Origin of the sequence: Paracoccus sp. (in: a-proteobacteria) (genome assembly GCF_035556475.1) — a bacterium.
Classification (GTDB): domain Bacteria; phylum Pseudomonadota; class Alphaproteobacteria; order Rhodobacterales; family Rhodobacteraceae; genus Paracoccus.
In genome coordinates this window covers 1-26,702 of record NZ_DATMFA010000143.1, presented here as the reverse complement: position 1 = coordinate 26,702, position 26,702 = coordinate 1, and the positions used below count along the sequence as shown (strand labels likewise).

27 protein-coding genes and 2 pseudogenes are annotated in these 26,702 nt (G+C 64.3%); 23 read left to right on the top strand and 6 right to left on the bottom strand.

Going from position 1 to position 26,702, the window contains the following annotated elements; translation table 11 throughout:
• Position 1 precedes the first annotated feature (1 nt).
• The 10 genes from VNQ78_RS20115 to VNQ78_RS20070 all read left to right on the top strand — a co-directional run bounded on the left by VNQ78_RS20115 (position 2) and on the right by VNQ78_RS20070 (position 10,801).
• Positions 2 to 1,162, top strand: a complete 1,161-nt coding sequence (locus VNQ78_RS20115) for an acyl-CoA dehydrogenase family protein (protein ID WP_325693388.1) — start codon at positions 2 to 4, stop codon at positions 1,160 to 1,162.
• Positions 1,159 to 2,274, top strand: a complete 1,116-nt coding sequence (locus VNQ78_RS20110; RefSeq protein ID WP_325693385.1) for an acyl-CoA dehydrogenase family protein — start codon at positions 1,159 to 1,161, stop codon at positions 2,272 to 2,274. The genes VNQ78_RS20115 and VNQ78_RS20110 overlap by 4 nt, the downstream gene beginning before the upstream one ends.
• A 1-nt stretch (position 2,275) precedes the next feature.
• Positions 2,276 to 4,375: an acetate--CoA ligase family protein gene (locus VNQ78_RS20105; protein WP_325693379.1), complete on the top strand. Its 2,100-nt coding sequence runs from the start codon at positions 2,276 to 2,278 to the stop codon at positions 4,373 to 4,375.
• Positions 4,376 to 4,532: 157 nt separating this feature from the next.
• The gene (locus tag VNQ78_RS20100; protein ID WP_325693373.1) at positions 4,533 to 5,489 is read left to right on the top strand and encodes a tripartite tricarboxylate transporter substrate binding protein; all 957 of its coding nucleotides are present in this window, start codon (positions 4,533 to 4,535) and stop codon (positions 5,487 to 5,489) included.
• Between the two features lie 220 nt (positions 5,490 to 5,709).
• Positions 5,710 to 6,636 carry a LysR substrate-binding domain-containing protein gene (locus VNQ78_RS20095; protein WP_325693368.1) on the top strand — a complete coding sequence of 309 codons (927 nt, stop codon included), beginning with the start codon at positions 5,710 to 5,712 and terminating at the stop codon, positions 6,634 to 6,636.
• Between the two features lie 257 nt (positions 6,637 to 6,893).
• Positions 6,894 to 7,655 (top strand): ATP-binding cassette domain-containing protein, encoded by a 762-nt coding sequence (locus VNQ78_RS20090; RefSeq protein ID WP_325693362.1) that lies wholly within the window; start codon positions 6,894 to 6,896, stop codon positions 7,653 to 7,655.
• Between the two features lie 33 nt (positions 7,656 to 7,688).
• Entirely contained in the window at positions 7,689 to 8,438 is a 750-nt protein-coding gene (locus VNQ78_RS20085) for a transporter substrate-binding domain-containing protein (protein ID WP_325693356.1), read from the top strand.
• Positions 8,438 to 9,127 (top strand): ABC transporter permease subunit, encoded by a 690-nt coding sequence (locus VNQ78_RS20080; RefSeq protein ID WP_325693350.1) that lies wholly within the window; start codon positions 8,438 to 8,440, stop codon positions 9,125 to 9,127. Before VNQ78_RS20085 ends, VNQ78_RS20080 begins: the two co-directional genes overlap by 1 nt.
• The gene (locus VNQ78_RS20075) at positions 9,124 to 9,813 is read left to right on the top strand and encodes an ABC transporter permease subunit (RefSeq protein ID WP_325693344.1); all 690 of its coding nucleotides are present in this window, start codon (positions 9,124 to 9,126) and stop codon (positions 9,811 to 9,813) included. Before VNQ78_RS20080 ends, VNQ78_RS20075 begins: the two co-directional genes overlap by 4 nt.
• A gap of 25 nt (positions 9,814 to 9,838) precedes the next feature.
• The gene (locus VNQ78_RS20070) at positions 9,839 to 10,801 is read left to right on the top strand and encodes an arginase family protein (protein ID WP_325693338.1); all 963 of its coding nucleotides are present in this window, start codon (positions 9,839 to 9,841) and stop codon (positions 10,799 to 10,801) included.
• A gap of 34 nt (positions 10,802 to 10,835) precedes the next feature.
• Here the strand turns inward: VNQ78_RS20070 and VNQ78_RS20065 are convergent, their stop codons facing one another.
• Positions 10,836 to 11,264, bottom strand: a complete 429-nt coding sequence (locus VNQ78_RS20065; protein WP_325693335.1) for an Lrp/AsnC family transcriptional regulator — start codon at positions 11,262 to 11,264, stop codon at positions 10,836 to 10,838.
• A 122-nt stretch (positions 11,265 to 11,386) separates the two neighbouring features.
• Between VNQ78_RS20065 and VNQ78_RS20060 the strand changes: the two genes are divergently transcribed.
• From VNQ78_RS20060 to VNQ78_RS21645, 4 genes are all read left to right on the top strand, one after another.
• A complete protein-coding gene (locus VNQ78_RS20060; protein WP_325693330.1) occupies positions 11,387 to 12,412 on the top strand; it encodes an ornithine cyclodeaminase in 1,026 nt (341 codons plus the stop codon).
• Positions 12,412 to 13,359, top strand: a complete 948-nt coding sequence (gene ctlX / locus VNQ78_RS20055) for a citrulline utilization hydrolase CtlX (RefSeq protein ID WP_325693326.1) — start codon at positions 12,412 to 12,414, stop codon at positions 13,357 to 13,359. Before VNQ78_RS20060 ends, ctlX begins: the two co-directional genes overlap by 1 nt.
• Before the next feature lie 226 nt (positions 13,360 to 13,585).
• A complete protein-coding gene (locus tag VNQ78_RS21650) occupies positions 13,586 to 14,026 on the top strand; it encodes a hypothetical protein (RefSeq protein ID WP_422662207.1) in 441 nt (146 codons plus the stop codon).
• Positions 14,027 to 14,074: 48 nt separating this feature from the next.
• Entirely contained in the window at positions 14,075 to 14,611 is a 537-nt protein-coding gene (locus VNQ78_RS21645) for a hypothetical protein (protein WP_422662206.1), read from the top strand.
• A gap of 64 nt (positions 14,612 to 14,675) precedes the next feature.
• Here VNQ78_RS21645 and VNQ78_RS20045 read toward each other — a convergent pair whose 3' ends face one another.
• Together VNQ78_RS20045 and VNQ78_RS20040 are read right to left on the bottom strand one after the other, a co-directional pair.
• Complete coding sequence (locus VNQ78_RS20045) at positions 14,676 to 15,407, bottom strand: phosphoesterase (protein ID WP_325693323.1); 732 nt, start codon at positions 15,405 to 15,407, stop codon at positions 14,676 to 14,678.
• 27 nt (positions 15,408 to 15,434) lie between these two features.
• Positions 15,435 to 16,521, bottom strand: a pseudogene (locus tag VNQ78_RS20040) (IS30 family transposase).
• 793 nt (positions 16,522 to 17,314) lie between these two features.
• On the opposite strand from VNQ78_RS20040, the gene VNQ78_RS20035 reads away from it, so the two are divergent.
• From VNQ78_RS20035 to VNQ78_RS20025, 3 genes are all read left to right on the top strand, one after another.
• The gene (locus VNQ78_RS20035) at positions 17,315 to 18,631 is read left to right on the top strand and encodes an acetamidase/formamidase family protein (RefSeq protein WP_325693320.1); all 1,317 of its coding nucleotides are present in this window, start codon (positions 17,315 to 17,317) and stop codon (positions 18,629 to 18,631) included.
• Between the two features lie 240 nt (positions 18,632 to 18,871).
• Positions 18,872 to 19,627, top strand: coding sequence for an SDR family oxidoreductase (locus tag VNQ78_RS20030; RefSeq protein ID WP_325693317.1), 756 nt, complete (start codon positions 18,872 to 18,874; stop codon positions 19,625 to 19,627).
• Positions 19,624 to 20,208 carry a glutathione binding-like protein gene (locus tag VNQ78_RS20025; RefSeq protein ID WP_325693314.1) on the top strand — a complete coding sequence of 195 codons (585 nt, stop codon included), beginning with the start codon at positions 19,624 to 19,626 and terminating at the stop codon, positions 20,206 to 20,208. The genes VNQ78_RS20030 and VNQ78_RS20025 overlap by 4 nt, the downstream gene beginning before the upstream one ends.
• A gap of 30 nt (positions 20,209 to 20,238) precedes the next feature.
• On the opposite strand, the gene VNQ78_RS20020 is transcribed toward VNQ78_RS20025, so the two are convergent.
• Both VNQ78_RS20020 and VNQ78_RS20015 read right to left on the bottom strand, forming a co-directional pair.
• Positions 20,239 to 21,099, bottom strand: a complete 861-nt coding sequence (locus VNQ78_RS20020) for a sigma-70 family RNA polymerase sigma factor (RefSeq protein ID WP_325693311.1) — start codon at positions 21,097 to 21,099, stop codon at positions 20,239 to 20,241.
• Positions 21,089 to 21,562 (bottom strand): carboxymuconolactone decarboxylase family protein, encoded by a 474-nt coding sequence (locus VNQ78_RS20015; protein ID WP_325693308.1) that lies wholly within the window; start codon positions 21,560 to 21,562, stop codon positions 21,089 to 21,091. The genes VNQ78_RS20020 and VNQ78_RS20015 overlap by 11 nt, the downstream gene beginning before the upstream one ends.
• A gap of 125 nt (positions 21,563 to 21,687) precedes the next feature.
• Here VNQ78_RS20015 and VNQ78_RS20010 point away from each other — a divergent pair, with 125 nt between their 5' ends.
• The 6 genes from VNQ78_RS20010 (at position 21,688) to VNQ78_RS19985 (ending at position 26,257) form a co-directional block, all read left to right on the top strand.
• Positions 21,688 to 22,458, top strand: a complete 771-nt coding sequence (locus VNQ78_RS20010; RefSeq protein ID WP_325693305.1) for an aminoglycoside adenylyltransferase domain-containing protein — start codon at positions 21,688 to 21,690, stop codon at positions 22,456 to 22,458.
• A gap of 184 nt (positions 22,459 to 22,642) precedes the next feature.
• Positions 22,643 to 23,344, top strand: coding sequence for a 7-cyano-7-deazaguanine synthase QueC (queC, locus tag VNQ78_RS20005; RefSeq protein WP_325693302.1), 702 nt, complete (start codon positions 22,643 to 22,645; stop codon positions 23,342 to 23,344).
• On the top strand, positions 23,344 to 23,697 hold the full coding sequence (gene queD, locus VNQ78_RS20000) for a 6-carboxytetrahydropterin synthase QueD (RefSeq protein WP_325693299.1): 354 nt from the start codon (positions 23,344 to 23,346) through the stop codon (positions 23,695 to 23,697). Before queC ends, queD begins: the two co-directional genes overlap by 1 nt.
• A complete protein-coding gene (gene queE / locus VNQ78_RS19995; protein ID WP_325693296.1) occupies positions 23,694 to 24,398 on the top strand; it encodes a 7-carboxy-7-deazaguanine synthase QueE in 705 nt (234 codons plus the stop codon). The genes queD and queE overlap by 4 nt, the downstream gene beginning before the upstream one ends.
• Positions 24,399 to 24,409: 11 nt before the next feature.
• Positions 24,410 to 24,874, top strand: coding sequence for a preQ(1) synthase (gene queF / locus VNQ78_RS19990; RefSeq protein WP_325693293.1), 465 nt, complete (start codon positions 24,410 to 24,412; stop codon positions 24,872 to 24,874).
• A 306-nt stretch (positions 24,875 to 25,180) separates the two neighbouring features.
• Positions 25,181 to 26,257 (top strand): pyridoxal phosphate-dependent aminotransferase, encoded by a 1,077-nt coding sequence (locus VNQ78_RS19985; RefSeq protein ID WP_325693290.1) that lies wholly within the window; start codon positions 25,181 to 25,183, stop codon positions 26,255 to 26,257.
• A gap of 204 nt (positions 26,258 to 26,461) precedes the next feature.
• On the opposite strand, the pseudogene VNQ78_RS19980 reads toward VNQ78_RS19985, so the two are convergent.
• A pseudogene (locus tag VNQ78_RS19980) lies at positions 26,462 to 26,702 on the bottom strand (dihydrolipoyl dehydrogenase); the annotation flags it as partial.

Here is a 26,702-nt window from a genome sequence, read left to right as displayed (position 1 = left end):
CATGACCATGCAGCCCGATTGGAATGTCATGCCCGAGGCCGAGTTCCGGCAGGTGCTGACCGATTTCATCGAGGCCAAATGCCCGCCTGGGTTGCGCCATTATCCGCATCGCTTTCCGGCCGATGTCACCATGCCCTGGTACAAGGCGCTACACCGGCGCAACCTGATCGCGCCGGGCTGGCCGGTGGAGCATGGCGGCATGGGTCTTTCTCCCGATCGTCACCTCGTCTTCATCGAGGTGATGGAGGCCGCGGGCACCCCCTGGCTGCATGACGCAGGCGTGCGCAACCTTGGTCCCGCCATCATCGCCTGGGGTACCGAGGCGCAGAAAGCCCATTACCTGCCCCGGATGCATGCGGGCGAGCATATCTGGTGTCAGGGCTATTCCGAACCATCGGCGGGATCCGATCTGGCAAGCCTGCAATGCGACGGCCGGATCGAGGGCGACCGGATCATCGTGAACGGCCAGAAGATCTGGACCACCTCGGCCCATGTCGCAAACCACATGTTCGCGCTGATCCGCACCGACCGGTCGGGCGCCAAGCAGGAGGGGATCAGCTTTCTGCTGATCGACATGACCCTGCCCGGCATCACCGTGCGCCCGATCGAGAACCTGTCCGGGCATCCGGATTTCTGCGAGGTCTTTTTCGACGATGTCGAGGTTCCCTTGGATTGCATCCTTGGCGAGCGCGACAAGGGCTGGGCCGTCGCGCGGTCGCTTCTGGGGTTCGAGCGGATCTGGGCCGGTTCGCCGAAGCGCGCGCTGAAGGTCCTGATCGCCCTGCGCCGTGGGATCGAGGAGCGGGGCCTGCTGTCCGACCCGCTCTGGCGGGACCGGCTGGCACAGGCCGAATTCGACACGATGGACGCGCAGGACATGTATGCGGGTTTTGCCGATCTGGTGCGCAGCGACGGCAAGGTCGGGGTCGAGGTCTCGGCCCTCAAGATCTGGTCTACCTGCGTTTTCCAGTCTCTTTCCGAACAGCTTCTCGAACTGTCGGGCAGCGATGCGGTCATGGCCGGCGAGGGTGCCTCGGACCTGCTGGCGCCCTATTACGAGAGCCGGGCGCCCACGATCTTTGCCGGAACGAACGAGGTTCATCGCAACATTCTGGCCCGCTCGGTCCTCGGGCTGCCGAAATCCGACGAGGGCGCAAGATGATGATGGATCCCGACACTGCGACGATGTTGCGCGACGCCGTCGCCCGCCATGTCGAGCGCCATGCCGATGGGCGCGCGATCCGCGCCAGGCGCGGCAGCCTGCCCGGTCCCCGCGCCTCGACACCCGAGGAGATGGCCGAGCAGGGCTGGCTGGGTCTTGCCCTGCCGGAGGAGGCCGGTGGCCTTGGGCTGGGCCTGCCCGCCGCCGCGCTGGTGGTGGAGGGGCTGGCGGGGTCCTTCACCTCGGACCCGTTCATCGGCCTTTACCTCGCGGGGCGCGTGTTGGCGCTGGCCGGGGGCGGCGAGGATCAGCTTGCCGGATTGGGCGAGGGGCGGATTTGCACCGCCCTTGCCTGGCAGGAGGCGCCCGCCGAATTCGCCGCCCCCCGTCCGCAGACCCGGTTTCACGAGGGCAGGCTGACCGGACGCAAGGGCTGGATCGCCGGGGGGGCCGGGGCGGGCTTCCTGATCGTGACCGCGCAGGATGCCGCCGAGCCGGTGCTGGCGCTGGTTTCCACCGAGGCCGAGGGGGTGAGGGTCTCGCCGGGGTTCCGCGCCGATGGCTCGCCCTTTGCCGGGCTTGAGCTTGAGGCCGCACCGGCCGAGGTTCTGGCCCGTGGCGCCGTAGCCGAGGCCGCCTTGCGCCGCGCGCTGGATGAGGGGTCGGTCCTGATCGCCGCCGAGCTGATGGGCCATGTCGACCGCATGATGGACCTGACCCTGGAACATCTGAAGACACGCCGCCAGTTCGGCCGCGCGATCGGAGCTTTTCAGGCCCTGCAACATCGCGCTGCCGATATGTTTGTCCGCCAACGCCTCGCACGCGCGGTGCTGGATGCGGGTATCACCCGTCTGGCCGATCCGCTGGACGTCCCGGCGCTTGGAATGCAGGCCGCGCGGTTGCGGGCACGCCTGAACGATACGGCCCAGCTGATCATGCGCGAGAGCATCCAGCTTTTCGGCGCCATGGGCATCACCGACGAAAACGACCTGAGCCTGCACGTCAAACGCTGCCTCAGCCTGATCGGTTGGCTCGGCAACAGCACCGAGCAGCGCCGCTATTTCATGGATCTGGCCGCGCCCCGCGGGCGCTGGCCCGAAGGGAGGAACTGAGATGAACGCAACCGCAAATCCCGGTGGGCTGGACGCGCTGTTCCGCCCCCGTAGCATCGCCGTGATCGGGGCTTCGGACGATCCGCGCAAGATCGGCGGCCGCCCGATCCGCTATATGCTCGAGGCGCAGTCGGGGGTGAAGGTCTGTCCGGTCAATCCGACCCGCGCAGAGGTGCAGGGGCTGAAGGCATATCCCTCGGCCGCGGCGATCCCCGAGCAGGTGGATCAGGCGATCATCGCCGTGCCCGCGCGGCAGGCCGAGGCCGCGGTGGCCGATGCCTGCGCCGCCGGGGTCCGCTCGATCGTGATGTTCAGCGCGGGCTTTGCCGAGGCGGGCGAGGAGGGCGCAGCGGCGCAGGCCCGCATCATACAGATGATCCATGACGCGGGCGCGCGCCTTCTTGGCCCGAATGCGATGGGTTCCTTCAACACCGCCGATCGCATCTTCTCGACTTTCTCGACCGCGATGGACCGGGGCACTCCGGCCGTGGGCCGCGTCGGCATGGTCAGCCAGAGCGGCGCCGTCGGCTCATACCTGCAGAATCTGGTGATCAGCCGGGGCATGGCCATTTCCAAGTTCGTCGCCACGGGCAACGAGGCCGACGTTCAGGCCGCCGAATGCCTTGAATGGATGGCGCAGGATCCCGATACCGACGTGCTGATGCTATATATGGAGGGCTGCCGCAATGGCCCGGCGCTGGTGCGGGCGCTGCGCACGGCGCGCCGCATGAAAAAGCCGGTCATCGTCTTCAAGGCGGGGCGGACCGAGGCAGGGCAGTCCGTCGCGGCCTCCCATACCGGGGCGCTGGCCGGATCGGTGCAGGTCTTCGATACGGTCCTGCGCGAGGCTGGGGCCTTCTCGTGCCAGACCATGACGGAGATGGTCGATGCCACCTATACCTGCGCGCAGGGCGTCCTGCCGCGCGACAGGTCGCTGGCCATCGTCACCGTCTCGGGCGGGGTTGGGGTGATGTCGACCGATGCCGCGATGGAAAGCGGGCTGAGCCTGCCGCCCGTGGCCGAGGCGACGCTGGCCGCGATCCAGCAGGAACTGCCGCTTGCCGTCGGGCTGAACCCGGTCGACACCACCGCCCAGACCGTCGGCGACCGTGCCATGCTGACCCGCGCGGTCGAGCGCGTGCTGCGCGACCGGCCCTTCGGCTCGGCGATGCTGTTCTTTGCCAATGCCGGGCGCAATGCCCGCGACATGGAGGTGCTGGCCGAACCTCTTCGTGCCTTGCGGTCCGAGTTTCCTGACACCCAGCTTGCGCTTTGCGTCCAGACGACGCCCGAATACCGCCGGCAGCTTGAGGATCTTGGCTATCTGGTCTTCGAGGACCCGGTCTTCTGCGTCAAGGCGCTGGCCGCAGCGGCGGAGTTGTCATTCCGGCGCTCGCAGCCGCTTGAAGTGCCGCAGATGGGCGACTTGCAGGCAGTCACGCTGACCGCCTCACCCGACGAGGCGGAATCCAAGGCGCTGCTTGCCGGGGCGGGGGTGCGTTTCGTGCAGGAAACAGTGGCGGTCAGCGCGGAGGCGGCCGTCGCCGCGGCCGAGGCCATGGGCTATCCGGTGGTCCTGAAGGTGCTATCCCCTCAGATCGCGCATAAATCCGAGGTGGGCGGCGTCGCGCTGAGCCTTGGGGATGCGGATGAGGTTGCGGCCGCCTTCCGCACCGTCGTCCGGAACGCCGCCCACGCTGTGCCCGAGGCCGATATCCGCGGTGTCACCGTGGCCCAGATGGTGACGGGCGGCACTCAGACCATCATCGGCGCCCATCGCGACCCGACCTTCGGCCCGGTCGTGATGTTCGGTCTGGGCGGTATCTATACCGAGGTCCTGAAGGATACGGTCCTGCGGACGGCGCCGGTCAGCCATCAGGATGCCCTTCAGATGATCGGCTCAATCCGCAGTTTTGCCATCCTCGACGGTGCAAGGGGGCAGCCCAAGGCCGATCTCGACGCCATCGCCGAGGCGATCGTCAAGGTCTCGCAATTCATCGCAGCACAGGGACCGGAGGTGGAGAGCGTCGAGATCAACCCCTTCATCGCCCTGCCCAAGGGTGGCCTTGGCGTCGATGCGCTGATCCATGTCAGCCGCTAGCGTGCGAACGGCTGCCCGACCGCGTCCCATAACCGGAGCTTGGTCGGGCAGAACCTGCCGTTAGTTGCTCCGAGCCACGGGACGAGGCTGGATGGTTCCCGACCGGGACACCGGGAATTTGACGATCGCGAGGAGGCGATCGGAAGGGGAGGAAAGAATGAAACTGATGAAAGCCAGTCTGCTGGGCCTCAGCGTCGCCCTCGGGCTAGCCGGAGGCGCGGCGCGGGCTGATATCGCCTCGCAATCGACGATCCAGATCGTGGTGCCATTCAACCCGGGGGGCTCGACCGATCCCTTCGTGCGCTTTCTGGCGGATGAGATGCAGCAAAAGCTGGGCAAGCCAGTGATCGTGATGAACAAGCCCGGCGCGGGCGGCGTGGTCGGCACGGCCGAGGTGGCGCGCGGGCCGGGCGATGGCTCGACCCTGCTGTTCTCCAGCTCGTCCTTTCTGACCGGACCGGCGGCGAACCCGAATGCGGGCTTTGACCCGGTCAAAGACTTCAAGACCATCTCGGTCATGGGGTTCAACGAGTTCATGGTGATCGGCGCGCCCAAGGCCGGGATCAGCTCACTGGAGGATCTTCTGGCCAAGGCCAAGGTTGGCAAGGTAGTGATGTCGACGGCGGGTGTCGGGTCCTCGACGCATTTCGTTGGCACGCTGGTCTCGAACGAGTTGGGTCTGAAGCCGCGTGTCCTGCACATGAAATCCTCGGGCGAGGCCATGCTGGAGGTGATCGCGGGCCGCGCCGATTACTATGTCGGCTCGGTCGGGTCGTCGGCCCCCTATCTCAAGGATGAGCAGGGCAAGGGCATCCTCTATCTGGGCGAGGGTCGCCGCCCGGAGTTTCCTGACGTTCCGGCCGCGGCCGAAAAGGGCTACCCCGAGGTCGAGGCCGCGCAATGGTTCGGGTTCTTCGCGCCTGCGGGCGTCAGCGACGCCGATGTCGCGACACTGAACCGCATGACCGCCGAGATCATGCAGAGCGACAAGGGCAAGGCTTTCGCCGTGGATCAGGGTGTCAGGTTCGAGGACTGGGATGCGACCAAGTTCCAAGCCTACATGGCCGACGAATACGGCAAATGGCAGGCTCTGGTCGAGAGCGGCATGGAGTAGGCGCGCGGCGCGGACCGGAAGGATCGGCGGGCGCGGCATGCCATCGGGCACCGTGCCCGACTTCCACTCCTCACCCGGCCGAGGCGATCGGCCTCAGGAACGCCCAGCCTGCCGATGCGGTTCTATGCCTAGGTTGAAGACTGAGCCAATGGAATCGCACTTGTAGGAATGCCCGACCGGGGTTTGAATCAAAAAGAAGATTCAGTGAACCGGGATCAAGATGAAAACTAGCGTCCGGCACCTGCCGCTCGCCAATCTGCGCGCTTTCGAAACGGCCGCGCGGCATGGAAATTTTGGCAAGGCGGCGGCTGAGCTGAACCTCAGCGACAGCGCGATCAGTCACCAGATCAGCCGCTTGGAGGCGGCGTTGGGATTTGCCTTGTTCGAGAAGGCCGGACGCGGCGTCCAGTTGACCGAGGCAGGCCACAGCCTTGCCGCAACCGTGACGGGGGCATTGCAGGACATCTATGGCACGGTCCTGCGCCTTTCCGAACGCAACGAGGAGCAGGGTGGCCGGCTCAATCTGACATGTCCGCCCATGTTCGCCAGTGGCTGGCTGTCGCGCAACATCGCGGAATTCTGTAGCGAACATCCGCAGATCGAATGTCACATCCGGCTGGCTGAGAACCAGACCATTCCCGATCCCGGCGACACCGATATCGGTATCCTGTTCGGCACCGGCAACTGGCCCGACCTCCACGCCATCCTGCTCGAGGACATCCTGATCGGCCCGGTTTGCAGCCCGGTGCTGATGAGCGGCACGGCCGGCGGGCTGCGCAGCCCGGCCGATCTGCGCCGCGTGTTCCTGCTGCATTGGGACGACGGTTCGGAATGGCGACGGTGGTTGGCGCAGGCCGGGCAGATGGACGTCTCGCTGTTCACGCGCAACCTCTATTGCAACGATTTGGGCGCGGCCATCGACTTTGCACTGCATGGTGCGGGCTGCGCGCTGGCCAGCGAAACGCTGACCGGGATGAACGTACGTGACGGCTCGCTGATCCGACCCTTTGCCGATACGATCAACCCGAACGGGGGTTGGTATGTGGTGGTGTCGCCCGAGAACCTGGCCCGGCCAAGGGTGCGCTTGTTCCTGCAGTGGATCTTGAAGAAATTTGGTCAATCATTGGCTGAACACTTTCTGGACTGATCAAAACCGGAGACGACGCCCGGATTTTGTGCAGTGTCGCGAATTTTGCATATCGCATATTGCAGACATGTTGAGGGATTCAGCAGGGAACCCGTGATCACGTCGAAATATTATTGTTAAATATCATAATTATGTTCTGTCTCATCGCCCGAGTGGAAAAAAGATGAAGATATTTCATCAATCAGATGACAATCCATCATTTGCGCTATACCCCGCCAACAAGTGAATTCACTCGGGACCAATTCAAGGGACGACGCATGGACAAGCTGACCGCAACGGGGATACGCAAATCCTACGGCACGCATGAGGTGCTGAAGGGGGTTTCTCTGGCTGCGAGCGCCGGCGACGTCATCAGCATCATCGGCTCGTCGGGTTCGGGCAAGAGCACGCTGCTGCGCTGCCTGAATTTTCTCGAATCCCCGAATGCCGGCCGAATCGTGGTCGAGGGCGAGGAGTTGCAGACCGTTCGGGGTGCCGATGGCATGCTGCGTCCCGCCAGCGCCCGGCAGTTGCGGCAGATGAGGTCGCGGCTGGCGATGGTTTTTCAGAATTTCTGCCTGTGGTCGCACATGACCGTTCTAGCCAATGTGATAGAGGCGCCGATGGGGGCGTTGGGTCTGGACCGCAAGGAGGCGCTGGACCGCGCCCACCGGAATCTGGAAAAGGTCGGGCTGGGCCGCGACCATCTGAGCCGCTATCCCGGCCAGCTTTCCGGTGGCCAACAGCAGCGGGTCGCCATAGCGCGGGCGCTGTCGATGGATCCGCAAGTGATGCTATTCGATGAACCGACCAGTGCCCTTGACCCTGAGCTGGTGGGCGAGGTGCTGAAGGTCATGCAGTCGCTGGCCGAGGAAGGCCGAACCATGATCGTCGTCACACATGAAATGGCCTTTGCCCGCCATGCCTCGACCCAGGTGATCTATTTGCGCGACGGGCTGATCGAAGAACAGGGCCGGCCCGCCGAGATCTTTGGTGCGCCGCGCTCGGAACGGCTGGCGCGCTTTATCGAACGCGCCTGAAAACTGACACAAGAACACACAGAGAGGTTCACCATGCTCCGCCTGAAACTGGCACTCGCGATGTCGTTGCTCGCCGCCCCAGCGCTTGCCGCGCCCTTGAACATAGCCACCGACGCGACCTTTCCGCCCTTCGAGTCGATCGATGCGAATGGCAAGCTGGTCGGCTATGACATCGAGCTGATGGAGGCGGTCTGCAAGGCGGCTGCGCTTGAGTGCAATATCGCCAATGCGGCATGGGACGGCATGATCCCCGGCCTGATCGACGGAAAATACGACGCGCTGATCTCGCAACTGACGGTGACGGACAAACGGCGCCGGGTCATCGCCTTCTCCGACATTTACAGCCATCCGACCTTCCGCTTCGTCGCGAAAAAGGGTGCCGGGCTCGACATTTCGCCCGAGGGGCTGGCGGGCAAGACCATTGCCGTCCAGACCGGCACGCCGATGGATGCCTATGTGACCGCGCACTATCCGCAGTCGACCATCAAGCGCTATGATACAGGAAGCGCCCCCTATCTGGAACTGACGGGCGGCCGGGCCGATGTGCATATCAGCTATCAGGCGCAGGTCGTGCATTCCTTCCTGAAATCCGGCGCGGGCAAGGATTACGAGTTGGTCGGACCCGAGCTGACTGGTGCGGATGCACCCGAATTCGGCGAGGGCGTCGCCATAGCCATCGGCAAGCGCAACAGCGAACTGGTCGAAAAGGTCAACGAGGGTCTGGCCAAGATCCGCGAAGACGGGACGCTCGAGGCACTGAACAAGAAATACTTCGAGCAGTAATGTTCGCGGATTTTGCCTCTACAATTCTGGCAGCGGGGGTGCTGACCCTGCTGCTGGCGCTTGGGGCACTGGTGCTGTCATCGGTGCTGGGACTGGTGCTGGCCTATGGCAGGCTGTCGCGCCGGCGCTGGCTGGTGCGGCTGATCCAGACCTTCAACTTCGTGATCCGGGGTATCCCCGATCTCGTGCTGATGCTGCTGGTGTTCTACAGCCTGCCAGCCGCGATTAACCAGTTTCTGGAGTGGAGCGGCAGCGGGCTCTGGGTCGAATTCTCGCCCTTCTGGGCCGGGATGGTCACGCTGGGTGTGATCTTCAGCGCCTATATGTCCGAGACCTTCAAATCCGGCCTGCAAAACATCCCGCGCGGTCAGATCGAGGCGGCAGAGGCTTATGGACTGCATCCCTGGCGGATCTTCTGGCGCATCACCCTGCCGCAACTGGCGCGACTGGCGCTGCCGGGGTTCACCAACAACTGGCTGGTGATGGTCAAGGCGACCGCGCTGGTCTCGCTCCTGGGATTGCAGGATGTGATGTTCCGCGCCAAGGGCGCGGCCGAGGCGACTGGCCAGCCCTTCACCTATTACCTTGTCGCAGGCGGGTTCTATCTTGCGGTGACGCTGGCCTCGACCTTCGGGCTGCTGGCGCTGGCGCGGCAGCTGGAGCAGACCAACCACGCGGGGCGCACATGAACTGGGACGTGGTGATCGAGAACCTTGGCCTCTATGCCGAGGGCACCTGGCTGACGGTCAGGCTGAGCTTGATCTCGCTGGCGATAGCTTTCCTGCTGGCGCTGCCGCTGGCCTTTCTGCGCAACAGCCGCAGCCCTGCGCTGCGCTGGTCAGTCATTGCCTATACGACCGTCTTTCGCGGGACGCCCCTGCTGGTGCAGCTGTTTCTGGTCTATTTCGGGCTGGCGCAGTTCGAGCTTTTGCGCAGCACAATCCTGTGGCCATGGCTGTCCAGCCCGCTGTTCTGTGCGCTGCTGGTCTTTGTGCTCAACAGCGCCGCCTATACGACCGAGATATTTGCCGGCGGCTTGCGCGCCATTCCCAAGGGAGAGATCGAGGCCGCGCAGGCCTATGGCTTCACGCCGTTGAGGGCAGCATGGCGCATCTTCATTCCCGGCATGCTCAGCCGCACACTGCCGGTCTATGGCAACGAAATGATCATGCTGATGCATGCCACCTCGCTGGCCAGCACCGTCACCCTGATGGAGATTACCGGTGTCGCGCGCAACATCACGCTGAACTATTACATCCAGCTGGAACCCTATGTGGCGGCAGCGATCATCTATCTGACCCTGAGCGCGGTTCTGGTCGCGGCCGTCCAACTGGCCGAGCGCCGCTTTGCCGGCTTTCTACGTCCCGGCCGCTGAGAGATACTTGGAAGGAACATATATAATGAGCAAGGTTGACCTTGGCGCGCTGTTTGGCGCCAGCACCGACGTGACGACATTCCTGGGCTTGCAGGAACAGCGCGATTTTACCGCGGTCTCGGCACCGATGGCGATCTTTGGCGCGGGTTGCGCCACGCCCTATGCCTCGGTCGGAGCCTATTGCCGCAATGCACCTGCCGCGCTGCGGGCGGCGACGGCCAGCTTCATCGCGAATATCGACCGCCACGATTTCGACATCGGTGGCAAGGTCTTTCCCGATCCGGCGCGGCGCGCTGTCGATTGCGGCGACCTGCCCTTTGACGAGGCCGATGCCAGCGGCAACCGCGACCTAATCCGCAATGCCGTCGCGACCCTGTTGGGGCGGGGCGTGGTGCCGCTGATCATGGGCGGCGACGATTCCATCCCGATCCCCATGCTTCAGGCCGTGAACGCTCAGGCCGCAGCCGAGGGTCGCGGACTGAGTATCGTGCAGATCGATGCCCATATCGACTGGCGCGAGACGCATATGGGCGAAAGCCTGGGCCTTTCCTCGACCATGCGGCGGGCCTCAGAGCTGTCACAGGTTCGGCATATCGTGCAGGTGGGCGCGCGCGGCATCGGCTCGGGCTCTACGGCTGATCTCGAGGATGCGCTGGCATGGGGCGCTCGCGTCGTCACCGCCGCCGAGATGCACCGCATCGGGGCCGAGCGCGCGCTGGACTCGATCCCTGAAGATACGGATATCGTCATCTGCATCGACGCGGATGCCTTCAACTCGTCGGACCTGCCGGGCGTGATCGCGCGCGGGCCGGGAGGGCTGGAATATTATCAGGTCTGCGACCTGATCCACTCCGCCGCCGTCAAGGGTCGCATCCGCGCGATGGATTTTGTGGAATTCATGCCCGAGCGGGACATCGACGGCCTGGGCGCGCTGACCTTTGCCCGCACCATCATTACCGCAATGGGCATCATCGCCCGTCAGCAGTGATCCGGCAAAGGCCCGCCCCGCCGGCGGGCCTTTGTCATACCGAGCTGAGCATGATGCTCGTCTCGCTGTTCAACACGCCATCGATCAGCCGGACCTCGCGTAGAACCCGATCAAAGTCGCGCAGGTTCTCGGCCCGGATCTCGGCAATCAGATCCCAGGCACCATTGGTCGTGTGCAGCGCATGCAATTCCGGCAGCCCGCGCAGCTGGCGCACGACCTGCGTGGTCGAACGCCCGGCCACCTCGATCAGCATGATGGCCCGCACTGCGTCCGGGTCGTAGTCCTGCCGCGCGCGGATGGTGAAACCCAGCACCACGCCGCTGTCCAGCAGCCGGTCCAACCGGGTCTGCACCGTTGCCCGGGACACCCCCAGGATCTGCGCAAGGCTGGAAACCGGGGATCGCCCATCCTCGCGGAGCGAGGCGATCAGCTTGCGATCCAGATCGTCCAGAACCATCATCATTATTGCTCATTTCTGATTGGCATTTCGTGCAAAGATAGCCGACAATCTGGAGAACTTGAATATACTCTGCGCAATATGCTGAGCCTACATTGCCGGAAATCGTTACTTTTCGGAGGCAAAAAATGCAGGCAACACGCTATCTTGGCGTCACGGAGATGATCAGGCTGGTCCGAGAGGTGGGCGTCGGCCCGGTCCTGAAGGGGCTTGCGGAATATATCGAAGACGACTTCCGCAACTGGCCCGATTTCGACAAGACGCCGCGTGTTGCCAGCCATTCTCGCGACGGCGTGATCGAACTGATGCCGACCGCGAATGCCGAGCTTTATGGCTTCAAATACGTCAACGGCCATCCGGGCAATTTCCGCGCCGGGCTGCAGACCGTGACCGCCTTCGGCGTGCTCGCCGATGTTGCGACCGGCTATCCGATCCTGCTGTCGGAAATGACCATTGCGACGGCGCTGCGGACGGCGGCGACCTCCGCCGTTGCGGCGCGGCACCTGGCCCGCCCCGACTGCCGCATCATGGCATTGATCGGCGCCGGCGCTCAAGCGGAATTCCAGTCGATCGCCTTTCGCGAGATCAACGGTATCTCCCGTGTGCAGGTCCATGACATCGACCCGGAATCCATCCGCAAATACCTGCATAACATGCGGGATTCCGGGTTGGAGATCGTCGTGGCCAGCTCGGCCGCCGAGGCGGTTCAGGGCGCAGATGTTGTCACCACCGTGACGGCGGACAAGCGCAATGCCACGATCCTTTCCGACAATATGGTCAGCGCCGGGATGCATCTGAACGCCGTCGGCGGCGACTGCCCCGGCAAGACCGAGCTTCAGGCCCAAATCCTGACGCGTGGCCGGGTCTTCGTCGAGTTCCCGCCGCAGACCCGGATCGAGGGCGAGATCCAGCAGATGCCCGAGGATTTTCCGGTGACCGAACTCTGGCGCGTGATCTGCGGCAGCGAGAGGGGCCGACATTCCCGCGACGAGATCACCATCTTCGACTCGGTGGGCTTCGCGACCGAGGACTTCTCGACCCTGCGCTATCTGTGGGACACCGTGCAGCGCACCGGCCATGGCCGCGAAATCGATCTGCTGACCGACCCCGAGGATCCGCGCGACCTCTTCGGGTTGTTCGCAGAGGTAGTGTGATGTCGGCACTGGTGCAAGCCCCCCGCGCGGTAGTGATGATCCGCCCGCATCACTTCACGCCCAACCCCTCGACCGCGGCCGATAACGGTTTTCAAAGGACGGACGAGCTGCGCAGTTCCGCGCAGGTCGCGCGCGAAGCCCATGCCGAGGCCAGTCGCGCCGCCGAAATGCTGGAGGCGGCCGGGATCACCGTTCACCTGTTCGAGGACGAAGGAGTCGAAACCCCGGATTCCGTCTTTCCCAACAATTGGTTCTCTACCCACGCCGGCGGGCATGTCGCCATCTATCCGATGTATTCGCCCAACCGTCGCCGGGAACGCCGTCACGACATCATCGAGATGCTGAAGCAGCACTATCGCGTGCAGGACGTGATCGACTATTCCGGGCTGGAGCAGGATGCGATGTTTCTGGAGGGCACCGGTGCCATGGTGCTCGACCATATCGAGCGCGTGGCCTATGCGGCGCGCTCGATGCGAACGAACGAGGTGATCCTTGAACGCTTCTGCACGCATTTCAATTTCGAGCCGATCGTATTTGACGCGACGGATGCGCATGGACGGCCAATCTATCACACCAACGTGCTGATGTGCATCGGCACGGGCTTCGCGCTGATTTCGCTGGCGACGATCGGCCATCCCGCCCGCCGCGCCGAAATTCTCGCCCGGTTGCAGGACAGTGGCCGCACCGTCATCGACCTCTCGCATGAGCAGGTGTCCCACTTCTGCGGTAATGCGCTGGAGCTGCGCGGCGCGCAAGGAACGGTCATCGCGATCTCGTCGCGGGCGCTGGCAGCGCTTGCGCCCGCGCAACGCGCGATGCTGGAGCGTCAGGGGCAGATATTGCCGCTGCAAATCCCGACGATCGAACTGGCCGGGGGATCGGTCCGATGCATGCTGGCGGGGATTCATCTGGTGGCGCGGACCTTGAGGCCCGCTGCGGCAGGTTAGGTCGCAGAGAAGCGGTAATCAGTCGCGGACAGACGGTCGTCTATGGACATCGCCAAGCTCGCGGCGGTGCTGGTCGGATCGGACCAGCCCTGACCGAGATGTATTGCATCGGCAATGTGCGCGGCAAACGCCTGCCGCTGGTGCAGGTGCCAACCACGGCCGGGACCGGTCCGAGGTCACGAACATCACCATCCTGACCACAGGTGAGACGACCAAGATGGGGGTTGTGTCGCCGCAGCTTTGCGCCGACCGGGTGCTGCTGGATGCCGAATTGACCACAGGCCTGCCGGCGCTGCATACTGGAGCGACCGGCATCGATGCTACAGTCCACGCGATTGAGGCCTATACCAGCCGTCACAAGAAGAACCCGATGTCCGACAGCTGCGCGCGCGAGGCGCCGAAGCTTCTGTCCAAAAACCTGATCGTCGCCTGCGAAAATGGTCAGGACCGCGTCGCGCGCGAGGCCATGCTGCTGGGCGCGACCCTTGCCGGGCAGGCTTTCGCCAACGCGCCTGTTGCAGCGGTGCATGCGCTCGCCTATCCGTTGGGCGGGCACTACCATGTGCCGCACGGGCTTTCCAACGCGCTGATGCTGGGGCCGGTCTTGCGCTTCAACGTGACCGCCACAGCGCCGCTTTATGCCGAGTTGGCGGACATGCTGCGGTAGCCTTCGGATGAGGGGGCGCAGGCCCGCGCGGTCGCCTTTGTAGATCACATGCAGGCGCTGATGGATGCCTCGCGCGCGCCGCACCGCCTGCGCGACGTCGGCGTGACCGAAGACAGCCTGGAGCTGCTCGCATCCGACGCGATGAAGCAGACCCGGCTGCTGGGCAACAACCCGATCGAGATGACCGAAGCTGAAGCCATTCAGATCGACCCTCAGCGCATCGTGATGCCGGGCTTCCCGGCCTTGTCGAAGTCACCCATGACGCTCAAGCTCTATATATCGTCGGCATGCGGCGAGGATTGCCCCGTCCTCATGGCCAAAGCGTTGCGCGGGATCGAGGTGAGCGCGCGTCATCCAATACGCCAGCGTCAGATTGCTGATACGGGTCGGTCTGAGCTTCAGGATGTCGCGGACAACATCAAAGACACGGCCAGTTGCCAGATCGAACTGGAACAGCGGCAACATGGTCCTCCCCTTTTGAGCCAGGGTGATGACGGCATTGTCGCGGGCCATGGTCTGCATGGCGCGTTCCGGATCCTCCGTTTCGATGCGCAGCAGCGTGCAGGCCTGTGCCGCATCGATTAGATCGATGCTTGCCAGCACGCGCTCCTCGAGGCTGGGTTTGTCGGTGGAATGTTCCTGCGGCATCCTACTTCCCCTTGCGAACGGCCCAGTTCCGCATCTCATCGAAGCTGAATCCGGCTGGCAGTGTGACCTCACTGACGGAAAGATAGCCGCCGATGCATTCCGGACAGATATGCCTGCCCTCCGGCAGCCATTTGCGGATAGCCTCCTTCATGGTGACGATCGTCTCACCCCTCGCGGCCACGACGATCCGCCCGTCATGCACCACGGCTTGCCCGGAGACCAGGGCCGGATCGAGGGTCCGGCCGCAGCCGACGCACAATACCGTGGGCCAGGCGCGGCCGAGCTCGACCTGATCCCAATGCGCGTTGACCAGTTTGGCTGCGCGCCGCAAGATTTCCGGCAGCGTCACCGGCCTGAAGTTCCAGACGTCCACACCGACGTCGACGCTGTTGCGCGAACCCCGCCAATTTTGATGCACATGGCCGAACAGCTCCAGCCCCTGGTGCCGCGCGCCGGGCCAGGTGATCATGGGATAGTGGCAGAGAAACAGCCGACGCTTGTCGACGACGATGTCAGCCGTCTCCGCCACGCTGTCCCAGGGCAGGTCGCGGACCCAGTCCTGGTCATGATTGCCCCGGATAAGATGCTTGCGGCCCGGCAGGGCATGATAAATCGTGCGCACCTCACGCCGCTGCGCATCGCTGGCTCTGCCCGCAGTGAAATCGCCCAGAATCCACAGGTCGTCATCGGGCCCAACCCGCGCCCGGCACTCTGCCAGCAGGTGGGCGTTCATCGTGGCTACGTCCAGAAAGTGGACGCGCTAGTCCAGATGCGACTTAGGTTGCGTTGAGAGTTTGGCGCGCCGGTGGCCGCGGCCGAGGAGGTTGGCCTTGAACACCTCGGCCGGGGTGCGGAAGCCGAGGCATTTGAGCGGGGTGGCATTCAGCCCGGCACACAGCGCACGCAGCTCGTCCTGGGACAGGCTGTTGGGATCGGTATCGCGACAGAGCCAGCGCCGCAGCCGTTTGTTGGCGTTCTCGACCGCACCTTTTTGCCAAGGCGACTGAGCTTCGCAAAACCATGTCTGGGCACCGACCTCGGCCTGCAAATGCGGCCAGTCGACGAATTCGGAGCCGCGATCGAAAGTCACCGAGCGACAGGCGTGCCGGGGCAGGGGCGAGAGCGCCCGGGCGATCTGCGCCATGATCGGTTTCGTGCGCTTTTCCTCGTTCTTCAGCACGACGAGAAACCGGCTGGTGCGCAGGGTCATCGTGGTGACATTGGCCGGACCGTATTTCTGCCGGAACAGTACCAAATCGTTCGACAGGCTTACGCCGCGCCATCTGGCGCGACGGTCCTGTCTCACCCCAATGGCCGAACTCTCTTCGATGTGCGATCACGTCTGGCCGGAACAAGATGCTGAGTTCCGGGGAAAATTTTGGCGGCGGGCGCTTGCGCAACCGGTAGCCGCGCCGCCGTCTACGGCCTGAGGGCAGATGGCGCCAGAGCTCGGCCCGGCGGCCTTCTTCCGAATAGACATGGCGGTAGATGGTCTCGTGGCATACGCGGCTGGGCGCGCACTCGTAACGCATGCGCCCGGCGATCTGCTCGGGCGTCCAGCCAGCGCGCAGGCAGCGTTCGACCTGGTCGCGCAAGCAGGGATCGCGGACCAGCTTGCGCCGACGGGTCCGGCGACCGTCGCAGCGGCTCTGCGCCACGATGCACCAATAGCCACTAAGCTTCGGAAGCTCACTGTCGTGGAAGTGGATGCGCTTCAATTCGCGGAAAATCGTCGAACGATGCCGGCCGAGGCGGCGCGCCATCTCGTCAGGGCTCAGCCTTGCATGCAGCCAGCGCTCGATCTTGCGCCGGTCGGACAGGGAAAGGTGAGAAAACCGAACCTTCATTCCGCGATCCGTTCATGGCTCAACCCATTGTCGAGCATAAAAAGTCGCACTCAGAAATAGCACGTGCTGAGGTTACGGAAAACTTAAGGATAATCTAGATTATGTTAGTTAATTCACGCGCATTGATCCCCGATGCGGTTTCGCATTCCATCAAACCTCGCCTTTACACACCACGAACCTTGCGCGCCAAGAGTGCTACTTTCGTGGCGGGGCTTCGCACAGAATTCAATCGTGCATCCGTGCATCTTTGTTGATCCCCTGATCCATCAGGTCCTTCACACCAACGACATTAATCAATAATTCTAATGGCTTGTGGGTGAAATCGCGGCCGAGTTACCCCCTCATGCCTACAACGCACCACATCGACACTACCCTGATAGGCCTGAGCGACATGATAGGTCGCGGCGGAATTGGGTCGCCTCCAGTACCGGTTGCCACATGACCGAGCAGGAACGGCGGGTAGTGTCGAAGCAGCCGGCCCATCATGGCACCGCCTTACGAGATAATGCCCAGCACCCCTTCAAACCCGATGAAGGGCTACCAGAGATCATAGCCAGCACCGCCCTTGACCCGCTTCAGCAGCGCTCCACGCGTTGTCTCCCCACGAACCCGATCCCTCACTCCCCGGCACGGCTCCGAAAGCCTGCATCAATCCCGATGACTGATCGAGCTTGCTCCGCAGCCTGTCAACCTCACGGAACATCCTCCCATTTCACCCCCCGCACCCGACTTGCAGTTTCGGCCTCCGGATCTACTCTTGCTCCCAGAGTCTTGAACCCAATGGGAGAACATCATGCCGGATGGAAGCATCGCCGCATCGCGCCGCAGCATCGTGGTTTCGGAATTCACCAACAGCGTCCTCGACCCCGAGGCGCCGATGCTGGGGCCGGTGGAAAATGGCGGCACGATCATCGCCAATACCGCGCCGGGATGCTGGGGCCCGATGATCACCCCGCGCCTGCGCGGCGGGCATGAGGTTACCACCCCCGTCCATGTCGCGGGCGCCGAGGTGGGCGACGGGGTCGCCATCCGTATCCGCGACATCACTGTGACCTCGATCGCCACCGCCTCCGGCCATGACAGTTCGCCCGAGGGGTTTTGCCTCGGCGATCCCTATGTCGCCGCACGCTGCCCGGTCTGCGACACGGTTTGGCCCGAAACACATGTGGAGGGCATCGGTCAGGACGCCGTGAAATGCGACACTTGCGGCAATGCGGTCAAACCTTTCGAGATCGTCCACGGCTACACCGTCACCTTCGACGAGACGCGCAGTGTCGGCCTGACGCTGCCGGCGGCCGCCGCCGAGGCCATCGCCCATGAAGCGAACCACTATGCCGCCCTGCCCGATGGCAGCCGCCAGCATTCGATCCTGACCTATGCGCCCTCGGATATGCCCGGCACGCTGGTGCGGATGCGGCCCTTTCTGGGCCAGCTTGGCACCTGCCCGTCCCTCGCCATGCCCGACAGCCACAATGCCGGCGACTTCGGCGCCTTTCTGGTCGGCGCGCCGCATGCCTATGCGATCACTGCCGAGCAATTGGCGGAGCACAAGACCGACGGCCACATGGACATCGACGCCGTGCGCGCCGGCGCGATCCTGGTCTGCCCCGTCAAGGTTAAGGGCGCGGGCATCTACATGGGCGACATGCATGCCGGTCAGGGAGATGGCGAGATCGCCGGCCACACGATGGATGTGGCTGGCAGCGTGACCCTGCAGGTCGAGGTGGTGAAGAACTACCCGCTCGATGGTCCGGTGCTGTTCCCGCTGGAGGAGGATCTGCCCCCGATGGCTCGGCCTTTCACCGCCGCGGAACGCGCAAAGGGCGCACGGCTTGCGGAAAGATGGGGCGTGACGGAGATCGAGCCGATGGCGCCGATCTCGGTCATTGGCACGGCGGCAAACCTGAACGCGGCGATCGACAACGGTTTGGCACGCGCGGCGAAACTCTTGGGGATGACGGTGGCCGAGGTGCGGAACCGCGCCACCATCAATGGCGCGATCGAGATCGGCCGCGCGCCGGGTGTCATCCAGGTGACGTTCCTGGCCCCGCTGTCCCGCCTCGATGCCGTGGGCCTCGGCAATTACGCGCGCGAGCAATATAACCTCTGAACCCGACGCAAGGACCGGACCACAGGCTGATAACGCCTGTGGTCCAGGTTGGAGGGCTCCCTCTATCCGGGCCATGGAAATATGCCTTGAATCTCGGCACGTCCGCTCCGGTTGCAGTGAGCCCCGAAGGTCACCGGTCTCCCCGGGGGAGAACGCTCGAACAGCGACAAATCCTCTTACCCGCATGTCACATTCCGCAGCCTCGCCTCGTCACCTTTGCACCAACAACAGGAGTACAAGATGAAGATCGTGATTATTGGCGGCACCGGGTTGATCGGGTCTAAAACCGTTCATGCCCTTCAGGCGCGCGGGCATGAGGTCCAGGGTGTCGCACCCTCGACCGGCGTCGATACCTATACCGGCGAAGGCTTGGCAGAGGCTCTCGCCGGGGCCGAGGTTGTAATCGACCTGGCTAATTCACCGTCCTTCGAGGATGGGCCGGCGATGGACTTCTTCCAGACGGCGGGGCGTAATCTTCTGGCCGCGGGCAAGGCGGCGGGCATCCGCCATCACATCGCCCTGTCGGTGGTCGGAACGGAGAAGCTTCAGGCCAGTGGCTACTTTCGCGCCAAAGAGGCGCAGGAGGAGCTGATCCGCGCCTCCGGCCTGCCCTATACGATCATTCATTCGACCCAGTTCATGGAGTTCGTCGGGGCGATCGCACGTTCCGCCACGCATGACGACGAGGTCCGCCTCTCTCCGGCGCAATTGCAGCCGATCCTGTCGGATGATGTCGCGGCGGCGGTGGCCGATGTGGCCGAGGGCGCACCGGTCAATGGCGTGGTCGAGATTGCAGGCCCCGATCGGGCACCCATGACCAGCTTCGTCAGCCGGGTTCTGGCTGCGGCCGGCGATCCGCGCCGCGTGCTGGCGGATCCCGCCGCCGCCTATTTCGGGGTCGTCCTGAACGACACCGATCTTGTGCCGGAAGGGTCTGCGCGTCTGGCCCCCAACGGGTTTGACGCCTATCTCGGGCGTGGCGAGTTCCGGCTGTGAGGCTGTATTACGCGCCGCTGGCCTGCAGCCTCGCCGACCATATCGCCCTGCACGAAGCAGGGGCCGGCTTCGATCTGGAGCGGGTCGACATGCGCAGCAAGCTGACCGAGGCGGGGCAGGATTTCCACCACATCAGCGCCAAGGGCTATGTCCCGGCTCTGGTGCTGGAGGATGGACAGATCCTGACCGAGAACATCGCCGTGCTGGACTGGCTGTCGGCCCGCTTTCCGCAGCTTGCCGCGCAAGGGCCGATGGGGCGCAGCCGGCAGTTGGAGGCGCTTGCCTTCATCTCGACCGAGATCCACCGCGCCTTCAAGCCGATGTGGCATGGCGGGACCGACAGGGACCGCGCCCGGGCGGCCTCGACCGTGACAGAATTGCTGGGGCTGATGGCCGGCACCATGCAGGGCGATTACCTGTTCGGGGACCGGCTGTCGGTGGCCGATTGCTATCTCTTCGTCATGCTGCTCTGGGCCGAGCGCTTCGGCGTCGCCGCACCTCCCGAACTCGTGGCGCTGCGCGACAGGATGCGGGCGCGCCCGGCCGTGCAGCGGGCGATGGCGACCGAAGGGTTGCTGTAACTACTTCCGGCCGGGACATCCCCGGCCGGGTCAATGCCGGACGACGCCATCCAGCTTGTCGGGGTTGCGGGTGATGTAGATGGCCGTGATGCGCCCGCGTTCGATCTGCAAGGCCGTGGTTTGCGGCGCACCGTCTATCAGGCTGATGAAGCCCGGCAGGCCGTCGATCGTCACCGTCCGCACCATCTCCATCCTCGGGCCGAACTTGCGCGACCAGCCCTGGAACAGCCGGACCAGACGATCCACCCCTGTGATCACATTGGGATAGGAGCTGGCTTTTCCACCACCATCGGCCTGGAAGGTGGCCCCCTCGGCCAGCATCGCGCCAAGCGTCGCCGCGTCGCCGGACTTGCAGGCCTCGAAGAAGGCGCGGGTCAGGTTTTCCGCGGCATCGCGCGGCATTTCATAGCGCGGGCGGTCGATCTGCACATGGGCGCGGGCGCGGGCCGCCAGTTGACGCGTGGCGACGGGGCTGCGGTCGATGGTGCCCGCCACCTCCTCCATGCTCTGCCCGAAGACATCATGGAGGAGGAAGGCCGCGCGCTCCAGCGGCGACAGCCGCTCCAGCGCCATCATCAGGGTCAGCGTCAGATTGTCGGGGCGCAGGGCGTCATCCTCGGGCTCGATCAGCGGTTCGGGCAGCCAGGTGCCCGGATAGATCTCACGCCGGGCGCGGGCCGACTTCATCTGGTCGAGACAGAGCCGCGAGACGATCCGCGTCAGCCAAGCCGCAGGCTCGCGCACCGCGGCCTGATCGCTGCGCTGCCAGCGCAACCACGCCTCCTGCACCACATCCTCGGCATCGTGGTGCGAGCCGAGCATACGATAGGCCAGACGGAGCAGCCGGGGCCGCTCGCTCTGGAAGACGCTGGCGCCGGGATCAGGCTGCATCGCGCCTTGCGTCGGGCAATTCGGTCGGATGCGCCGTGCGGAAGCCCACCTGCACCCGGTTCCAGAGGTTGATCGCACCAATGGCCAGCGACAGCCAAGCCCGTTCGTCCTCGTCGAACTGCGCCGTCACCTCCGCCCAATCGGCATCGGGCGCTCCAGTCTGTTCCAGCCGGGTCAGCGCTTCGGTCCAGCCGAGGGCCGCGCGCTCGCGCGGGGTGTAGAGGCTACTTTCCCGCCAGGCCACCAGCATGTGCAGGCGCAGCGGCGCCTCGCCATCCTTCAGTGCCTCGGCAGTATGCATGTGGATGCAATAGGCGCAGCCGTTGATCTGGCTGGCGCGCAGCTTGACCAGATGCAGCAGGCCATGTTCAAGCGGGCTGGCCTTGATGGCGGTCTCCAGCGCGAACAGGGGCTTGAATCCGGCTTCGGCGCGTTTGAAATGATCGGTCATGCGGGGGGTCATGGGTCTCTCCTGCTCAAGTTTGACATCACGTTGACGCGGCAGGCCAGCGCGATGTGACATATGCGGCAAGAAATTTCTGCCGTTGCGGAGCCCGGTTGCGGGCCGGTCGCCGCCGGGAGAGTGACATGCCGGAAAGGCCCGAACTGACCACGCAGGTATCGGCGACACTGGCCGAGATCCGCAGAATATTGGGAAACGACCTGCTTGCGGTCTATCTGCATGGGTCGGCGGTTGCGGGTGGTCTGCGGCCGCAGAGCGATATCGACCTGCTGGCCGTCGTCGACCGCGGCCCGACCGGGCCTATGCGCGCGGAACTGCTGTCGTCGCTGCTCCGTCTCTCGGGTCGCCATCCCGCGCCGCCGGAAGGACCGCGTTGTCTGGAGGTAATGGTATTCTCCCGTCCCGACCTTGCTGACCGCATATTTCCCGCCCGGGCCGAATTTGTCTATGGAGAGTGGCTTCGGCCGGGGTTCGAGGCCGGCGAGGTGCCGTTGCCCGCCCGCGATCCCGAATTCACCCTGGCACTTGCTCAGGCCCGAGGGCAGGCCATTCCCCTGCTGGGTCCGGCCCCCGAGGCGCTGTTACCCGAGGTTTCGGCCGCAGCCGTTCGGCGGGCCATGCGCGATCTGCTTCCCGCCTTGCTGGAGGGTCTGCATCAGGACACCCGGAATGTCCTGCTGACATTGGCAAGGATGTGGCTGACCACCAGCAAGGGCATATTTGCCAGCAAGGATGAAGCCGCAATTTGGGCGATCCAGAGGCTTGGCGCAGAGGATGCCGCCATCCTCGATATAGCGAGGCGCGGTTATGTCGGCGAGATCGCCGATGACTGGTCCGGCCGTCGTGAGGATGCCCAGCGGTTGGCCGACCAGATGGCGCGCCATCTCGGGGAATAAGGAACCCGGATCGCATGAGGAGGTGTCCGCACGGCAACCGTTCTCGTCCGTGCCCGCCCCATGTCGGGCGAGGCAATCACCGTCTGGCGCAGATCTCTGCCGGGGCTTGTGCTTCCACCTTCCTGCCTCTATGAGGCCCTCCACCGGTCGCAGCCTACCCGGTCATCAAAACAAGGGTTCCAGAATGAAAATTTCAGTGGTCTGCTCCGGCGGACTCGATTCCGTTTCGCTTGCGCATATCGTCGCGGGCGAGGGTCAGCTTGCCCGCATCATTTCCTTCGATTACGGCCAACGCCACCGTAAGGAGGTCGACTTTGCCGCCCGCGCCGCCCAAAGGCTGGGCGTGCCCTTTCACCTCGTCGACCTGCGCGGCATCGGTGCGGCGCTTGGCGGCTCGGCGCTGACCGACGCGATCGAGGTGCCCGACGGGCATTACGCCGAGGAGACCATGCGCGTCACGGTCGTTCCGAACCGCAACGCGATCATGCTGACGATCGCCTTCGGCATTGCCGCGGCCAAGGGCGACCGGGCCGTCGCCGCGGCCGTGCATGGCGGCGACCATTTCATCTATCCCGACTGCCGCCCGGCCTTCACCGATGCTTTCGCGCAAATGCAGCGCATGGCGCTGGCGGACTATGCCGATGTCGCGCTGCATGTGCCCTTCGTTCACAAGACCAAGGCCGATATCGTGGCCGAGGGCGCGCGTCACGACACGCCCTTTGCCGAGACATGGTCCTGCTACAAGGGCGGAGAACTGCATTGCGGGCGCTGCGGCACCTGTGTCGAGCGGCGCGAGGCCTTTGATCTGGCCGGCATCTGCGATCCAACCACCTATGCCGATCCCGACTTCTGGCGCGAGGCCGTGGCTGCAAAGGCGCGGGCCTGATGTATCGGATCAGCAAGGAATTTCACTTCTCGGCCTCTCATCGACTGGCGCATCTGCCCGCCGATCATCAATGCGCGCGGCTGCATGGGCACAATTATGTCGTGGTGGTCGAACTGGCCTCGGCCCGGCTTAATTCCGACGGCTTCGTGCGCGACTATCACGAGTTGGGGGCGCTCAAGACCTATATCGACGGGACTTTCGATCATCGCCACCTGAACGACGTGCTGGACTTGCCCTCGACGGCCGAAAACCTCGCCCGGCATTTCTTCGACTGGTGCAGGGAACGCTGGCCCGAGGTCATTGCGGTGCGGGTTTCCGAGACGCCAAAGACATGGGCAGAGTTCCGGCCATGACCCTGCGTATAGCCGAGATATTCGGCCCGACCATTCAGGGCGAAGGCGCCCTGATCGGGCAGCCCACCGTGTTCATCCGCGCCGGTGGCTGCGACTATCGCTGCAATTGGTGCGACAGCCTGCATGCGGTGGACAGCAGCCATCGCCACGAATGGAAGGCCATGACCCCGGATGCCATCATGGCCGAGGTCCGGCGGCTTTCCGGGGGGCAGCCGCTGACCGTCTCGATCTCGGGCGGGAATCCGGCGATCCAGGACTTCGCGCCGGTCATCGCGCTTGGCCGCGAAGCTGGCTACCGCTTCGCCTGCGAGACGCAAGGCTCGGTCGCGCGGGACTGGTTCGCGGACCTGTCGCTGCTGGTGCTGTCGCCCAAGCCGCCATCGAGCGGGCAGGAAGTGGACTGGTCCGCCTTCGACGCCTGCCTTTCCGCGGCCGGGATGACCGAGGCGGTGATGAAGATCGTGATCTTCGACCATACCGACCTGGCCTGGGCTCGCGAAGTGGCCGAACGCTATCCCGGCCTGCCCCTTTATCTGCAACCGGGTAATCCCGAAACCGATCCCGATCTGCCCGTCGATCCGCAGCGGCTTGCGGACCGGCTGCTCTGGCTGATCGAGGAAACTGTCGGAAAAGGTTGGTTTTCGCCAAGAATCCTACCGCAGCTCCATGTCCTCATCTGGGGCAACCGGCGCGGCGTATGAAAGGACCAGACATGTCGAACACGATCTACAGCGATCTGAAACAACTGGGCGGGACGACCACCCTGCCCCAAAGCCCCGATCAGGCCGAGCTTGAACGGGTGCGGAATCCGCAGGCGGATGTCAGCTACAACGTGCGTTTCACCGCGCCGGAATTCACCTCGCTCTGCCCGATGACCGGGCAACCCGATTTCGCACATCTGGTGATCGACTATGTGCCGGGGGATTGGCTGGTCGAGTCGAAATCCCTTAAACTCTTCCTCGGATCCTTCAGAAATCACGGTGCTTTTCACGAGGATTGCACAATCTCGATCGCAAGGCGGCTGGTCGCTTTCCTGGAGCCGCGCTGGCTGCGCATCGGCGGATACTGGTATCCGCGCGGCGGCATCCCGATCGACGTCTTCTGGCAGAGCAGCGCCATGCCCAAGGATGTCTGGATCCCGGATCAAGGTGTCCCACCCTATCGCGGGCGCGGCTGACGGGACCGCAATCAACCGCGAGCGGGGCATCAACAATGTTCGCTGACGTGGCAGATACCGGCCCCCTGCGGATGAGGACGCCGCCCCCTTGCAAGGCCTGAAAAGCCATTTCTGGTTTTGCCCCCTCGCCTGCTAACCTACCCGCGAGGAACGGGATGAGGACTTGCAGATGGGCGTCGCAGAGAAGTTCAGCAGGCTTGGCACGGATAACGCGCCCGGACAGGAGGTGCGCCAGTCGCGGGAGGCGGATTTCCTCATCGGTGAGAGGCTCTTGAGGGGCGCCCGGTCGATTTCTCGCATGGCGATGTGGACGCGCATGAGCCGACGCCCGGCGCCTTCGAGCTTTTCGCGGCGGGGGTCGCCGAGGGCGGCCGTCAGGCCTATACGGAATATCGCGGCAGCATGGAGATCCGCGCGCGCCTCGCCCCTCGCCTCGCCGCTTTCACCAGCTGCCCGGTCGATGCCGAGAACGGGCTGATCATTACCCCCGGCACGCAGGGCGCACTATTTCTCGCGGTGGCTGCGACCGTCTCGCGCGGAGACAAGGTCGCCATCGTCCAGCCCGACTATTTTGCCAACCGAAAACTGGTCGAGTTCTTCGAGGGCGAGATGCTGCCCGTCCAGCTCTCTTATGAGGAAGCCGACGAGGGCCGGGCCGGGCTGAACCTCGGACAGCTCGAGGAGGCGTTCCGGGCCGGAGCGCGCGTCTTCCTGTTCTCGAACCCTAACAACCCGGCCGGGGTGGTCTATTCCGCGATCGAGATCAACGAAATCGCCGCGCTGGCCGGGAGATACGGGGCGACGGTCATCGTCGACCAGCTCTATTCCCGCCTGACATATATGGATGTGACCTATACCCACCTGCGCGCGGCGGCGGTGGATGCCGAGAACGTCGTGACCATCATGGGTCCGTCCAAGACCGAGTCCCTCAGCGGCTACCGGCTGGGCGTCGCCTTCGGCTCGACCACGATCATCGCCCGGATGGAAAAGCTGCAGGCGATCGTCTCGCTGCGGGCGGCGGGCTATGCGCAGGCGGTCCTGCGGAGCTGGTTCGACGAACCCGCGGGCTGGATGGCCGAGCGGATCAGGGCGCATCAGGCGATCCGCGACGACCTCGTGTCGCAATTCCGACGGATCGAGGGTTGCAATGCCCGCCTGCCCCAGGCCGGAAGCTATCTGTTCCCCCGGCTGCCGCGGCTTCGCATTGCTCCCGGCCAATTCGTCAAGGCACTGCGCCTGCAGGCCGGGATCATCGTCACCCCGGGAACCGAATTCAGCCCGCATACCGCCGCCAGCGTCAGGCTGAATTTCTCGCAGGACCATGCGGCCTCGGTTGCGGCGGTGGAGCGACTTGCGGCGCTGGTCGAACGCTATCGGGCATAGCCTGCGACGAGAGAAGAGCACTAACGGGAGGATGTTTAGGGCCTGTTCCTGGCGGGGAGTAAGGTTGCTGGGGGGCTCTGCCCCCTTTCCCCCCGGGGTATTTTGGAAACGGTGAATGCGGGGGTGCTGAGGCTGGGGGGTGCGGGTCCGGGCGGCGTGGGTTCGTGCCTGCGCGCCCGGGCTTTTTTTGGTTTCCGGTTCTGGTCAGAAGTTGATTGCGCGGCCCATAGCGGCGAGGGTGGCTTCTTTCATGGCCTCGGAGAGGGTTGGATGGGGGAAGACGGTTTCGGCGAATTCGCGGTCGGTGGTTTCGAGATCCATGGCGAGGACGAAGCCCTGGATCATCTCGGTCACTTCGGCGCCGGCCATATGGGCGCCGAGGAGTTCGCCGGTGTTGCGGTCCCAGATGGTCTTGACCATGCCCTGATCGGCGCCGAGCGCGATG

Bases quoted from the DNA above. Each gene is read 5' to 3' on its own strand.
- VNQ78_RS20080 (WP_325693350.1), top strand. From the start codon at position 8,438: ATGTTCGCGGATTTTGCCTCTACAATTCTGGCAGCGGGGGTGCTGACC.
- VNQ78_RS20020 (WP_325693311.1), bottom strand. From the start codon at position 21,099: ATGCAGCCTGATCCCGGCGCCAGCGTCTTCCAGAGCGAGCGGCCCCGG.
- VNQ78_RS20110 (WP_325693385.1), top strand. From the start codon at position 1,159: ATGATGATGGATCCCGACACTGCGACGATGTTGCGCGACGCCGTCGCC.
- VNQ78_RS20010 (WP_325693305.1), top strand. From the start codon at position 21,688: ATGCCGGAAAGGCCCGAACTGACCACGCAGGTATCGGCGACACTGGCC.
- queF (WP_325693293.1), top strand. From the start codon at position 24,410: ATGTCGAACACGATCTACAGCGATCTGAAACAACTGGGCGGGACGACC.
- VNQ78_RS20095 (WP_325693368.1), top strand. From the start codon at position 5,710: ATGAAAACTAGCGTCCGGCACCTGCCGCTCGCCAATCTGCGCGCTTTC.
- VNQ78_RS20115 (WP_325693388.1), top strand. From the start codon at position 2: ATGACCATGCAGCCCGATTGGAATGTCATGCCCGAGGCCGAGTTCCGG.
- VNQ78_RS20105 (WP_325693379.1), top strand. From the start codon at position 2,276: ATGAACGCAACCGCAAATCCCGGTGGGCTGGACGCGCTGTTCCGCCCC.
- queD (WP_325693299.1), top strand. From the start codon at position 23,344: ATGTATCGGATCAGCAAGGAATTTCACTTCTCGGCCTCTCATCGACTG.
- VNQ78_RS20035 (WP_325693320.1), top strand. From the start codon at position 17,315: ATGCCGGATGGAAGCATCGCCGCATCGCGCCGCAGCATCGTGGTTTCG.
- queE (WP_325693296.1), top strand. From the start codon at position 23,694: ATGACCCTGCGTATAGCCGAGATATTCGGCCCGACCATTCAGGGCGAA.
- VNQ78_RS20100 (WP_325693373.1), top strand. From the start codon at position 4,533: ATGAAACTGATGAAAGCCAGTCTGCTGGGCCTCAGCGTCGCCCTCGGG.
- VNQ78_RS20060 (WP_325693330.1), top strand. From the start codon at position 11,387: ATGCAGGCAACACGCTATCTTGGCGTCACGGAGATGATCAGGCTGGTC.
- VNQ78_RS20085 (WP_325693356.1), top strand. From the start codon at position 7,689: ATGCTCCGCCTGAAACTGGCACTCGCGATGTCGTTGCTCGCCGCCCCA.
- VNQ78_RS20075 (WP_325693344.1), top strand. From the start codon at position 9,124: ATGAACTGGGACGTGGTGATCGAGAACCTTGGCCTCTATGCCGAGGGC.
- VNQ78_RS20065 (WP_325693335.1), bottom strand. From the start codon at position 11,264: ATGATGATGGTTCTGGACGATCTGGATCGCAAGCTGATCGCCTCGCTC.
- VNQ78_RS20070 (WP_325693338.1), top strand. From the start codon at position 9,839: ATGAGCAAGGTTGACCTTGGCGCGCTGTTTGGCGCCAGCACCGACGTG.
- VNQ78_RS21645 (WP_422662206.1), top strand. From the start codon at position 14,075: ATGCAGGCGCTGATGGATGCCTCGCGCGCGCCGCACCGCCTGCGCGAC.
- queC (WP_325693302.1), top strand. From the start codon at position 22,643: ATGAAAATTTCAGTGGTCTGCTCCGGCGGACTCGATTCCGTTTCGCTT.
- VNQ78_RS20015 (WP_325693308.1), bottom strand. From the start codon at position 21,562: ATGACCCCCCGCATGACCGATCATTTCAAACGCGCCGAAGCCGGATTC.
- VNQ78_RS20045 (WP_325693323.1), bottom strand. From the start codon at position 15,407: ATGAACGCCCACCTGCTGGCAGAGTGCCGGGCGCGGGTTGGGCCCGAT.
- VNQ78_RS20090 (WP_325693362.1), top strand. From the start codon at position 6,894: ATGGACAAGCTGACCGCAACGGGGATACGCAAATCCTACGGCACGCAT.
- VNQ78_RS20030 (WP_325693317.1), top strand. From the start codon at position 18,872: ATGAAGATCGTGATTATTGGCGGCACCGGGTTGATCGGGTCTAAAACC.
- ctlX (WP_325693326.1), top strand. From the start codon at position 12,412: ATGTCGGCACTGGTGCAAGCCCCCCGCGCGGTAGTGATGATCCGCCCG.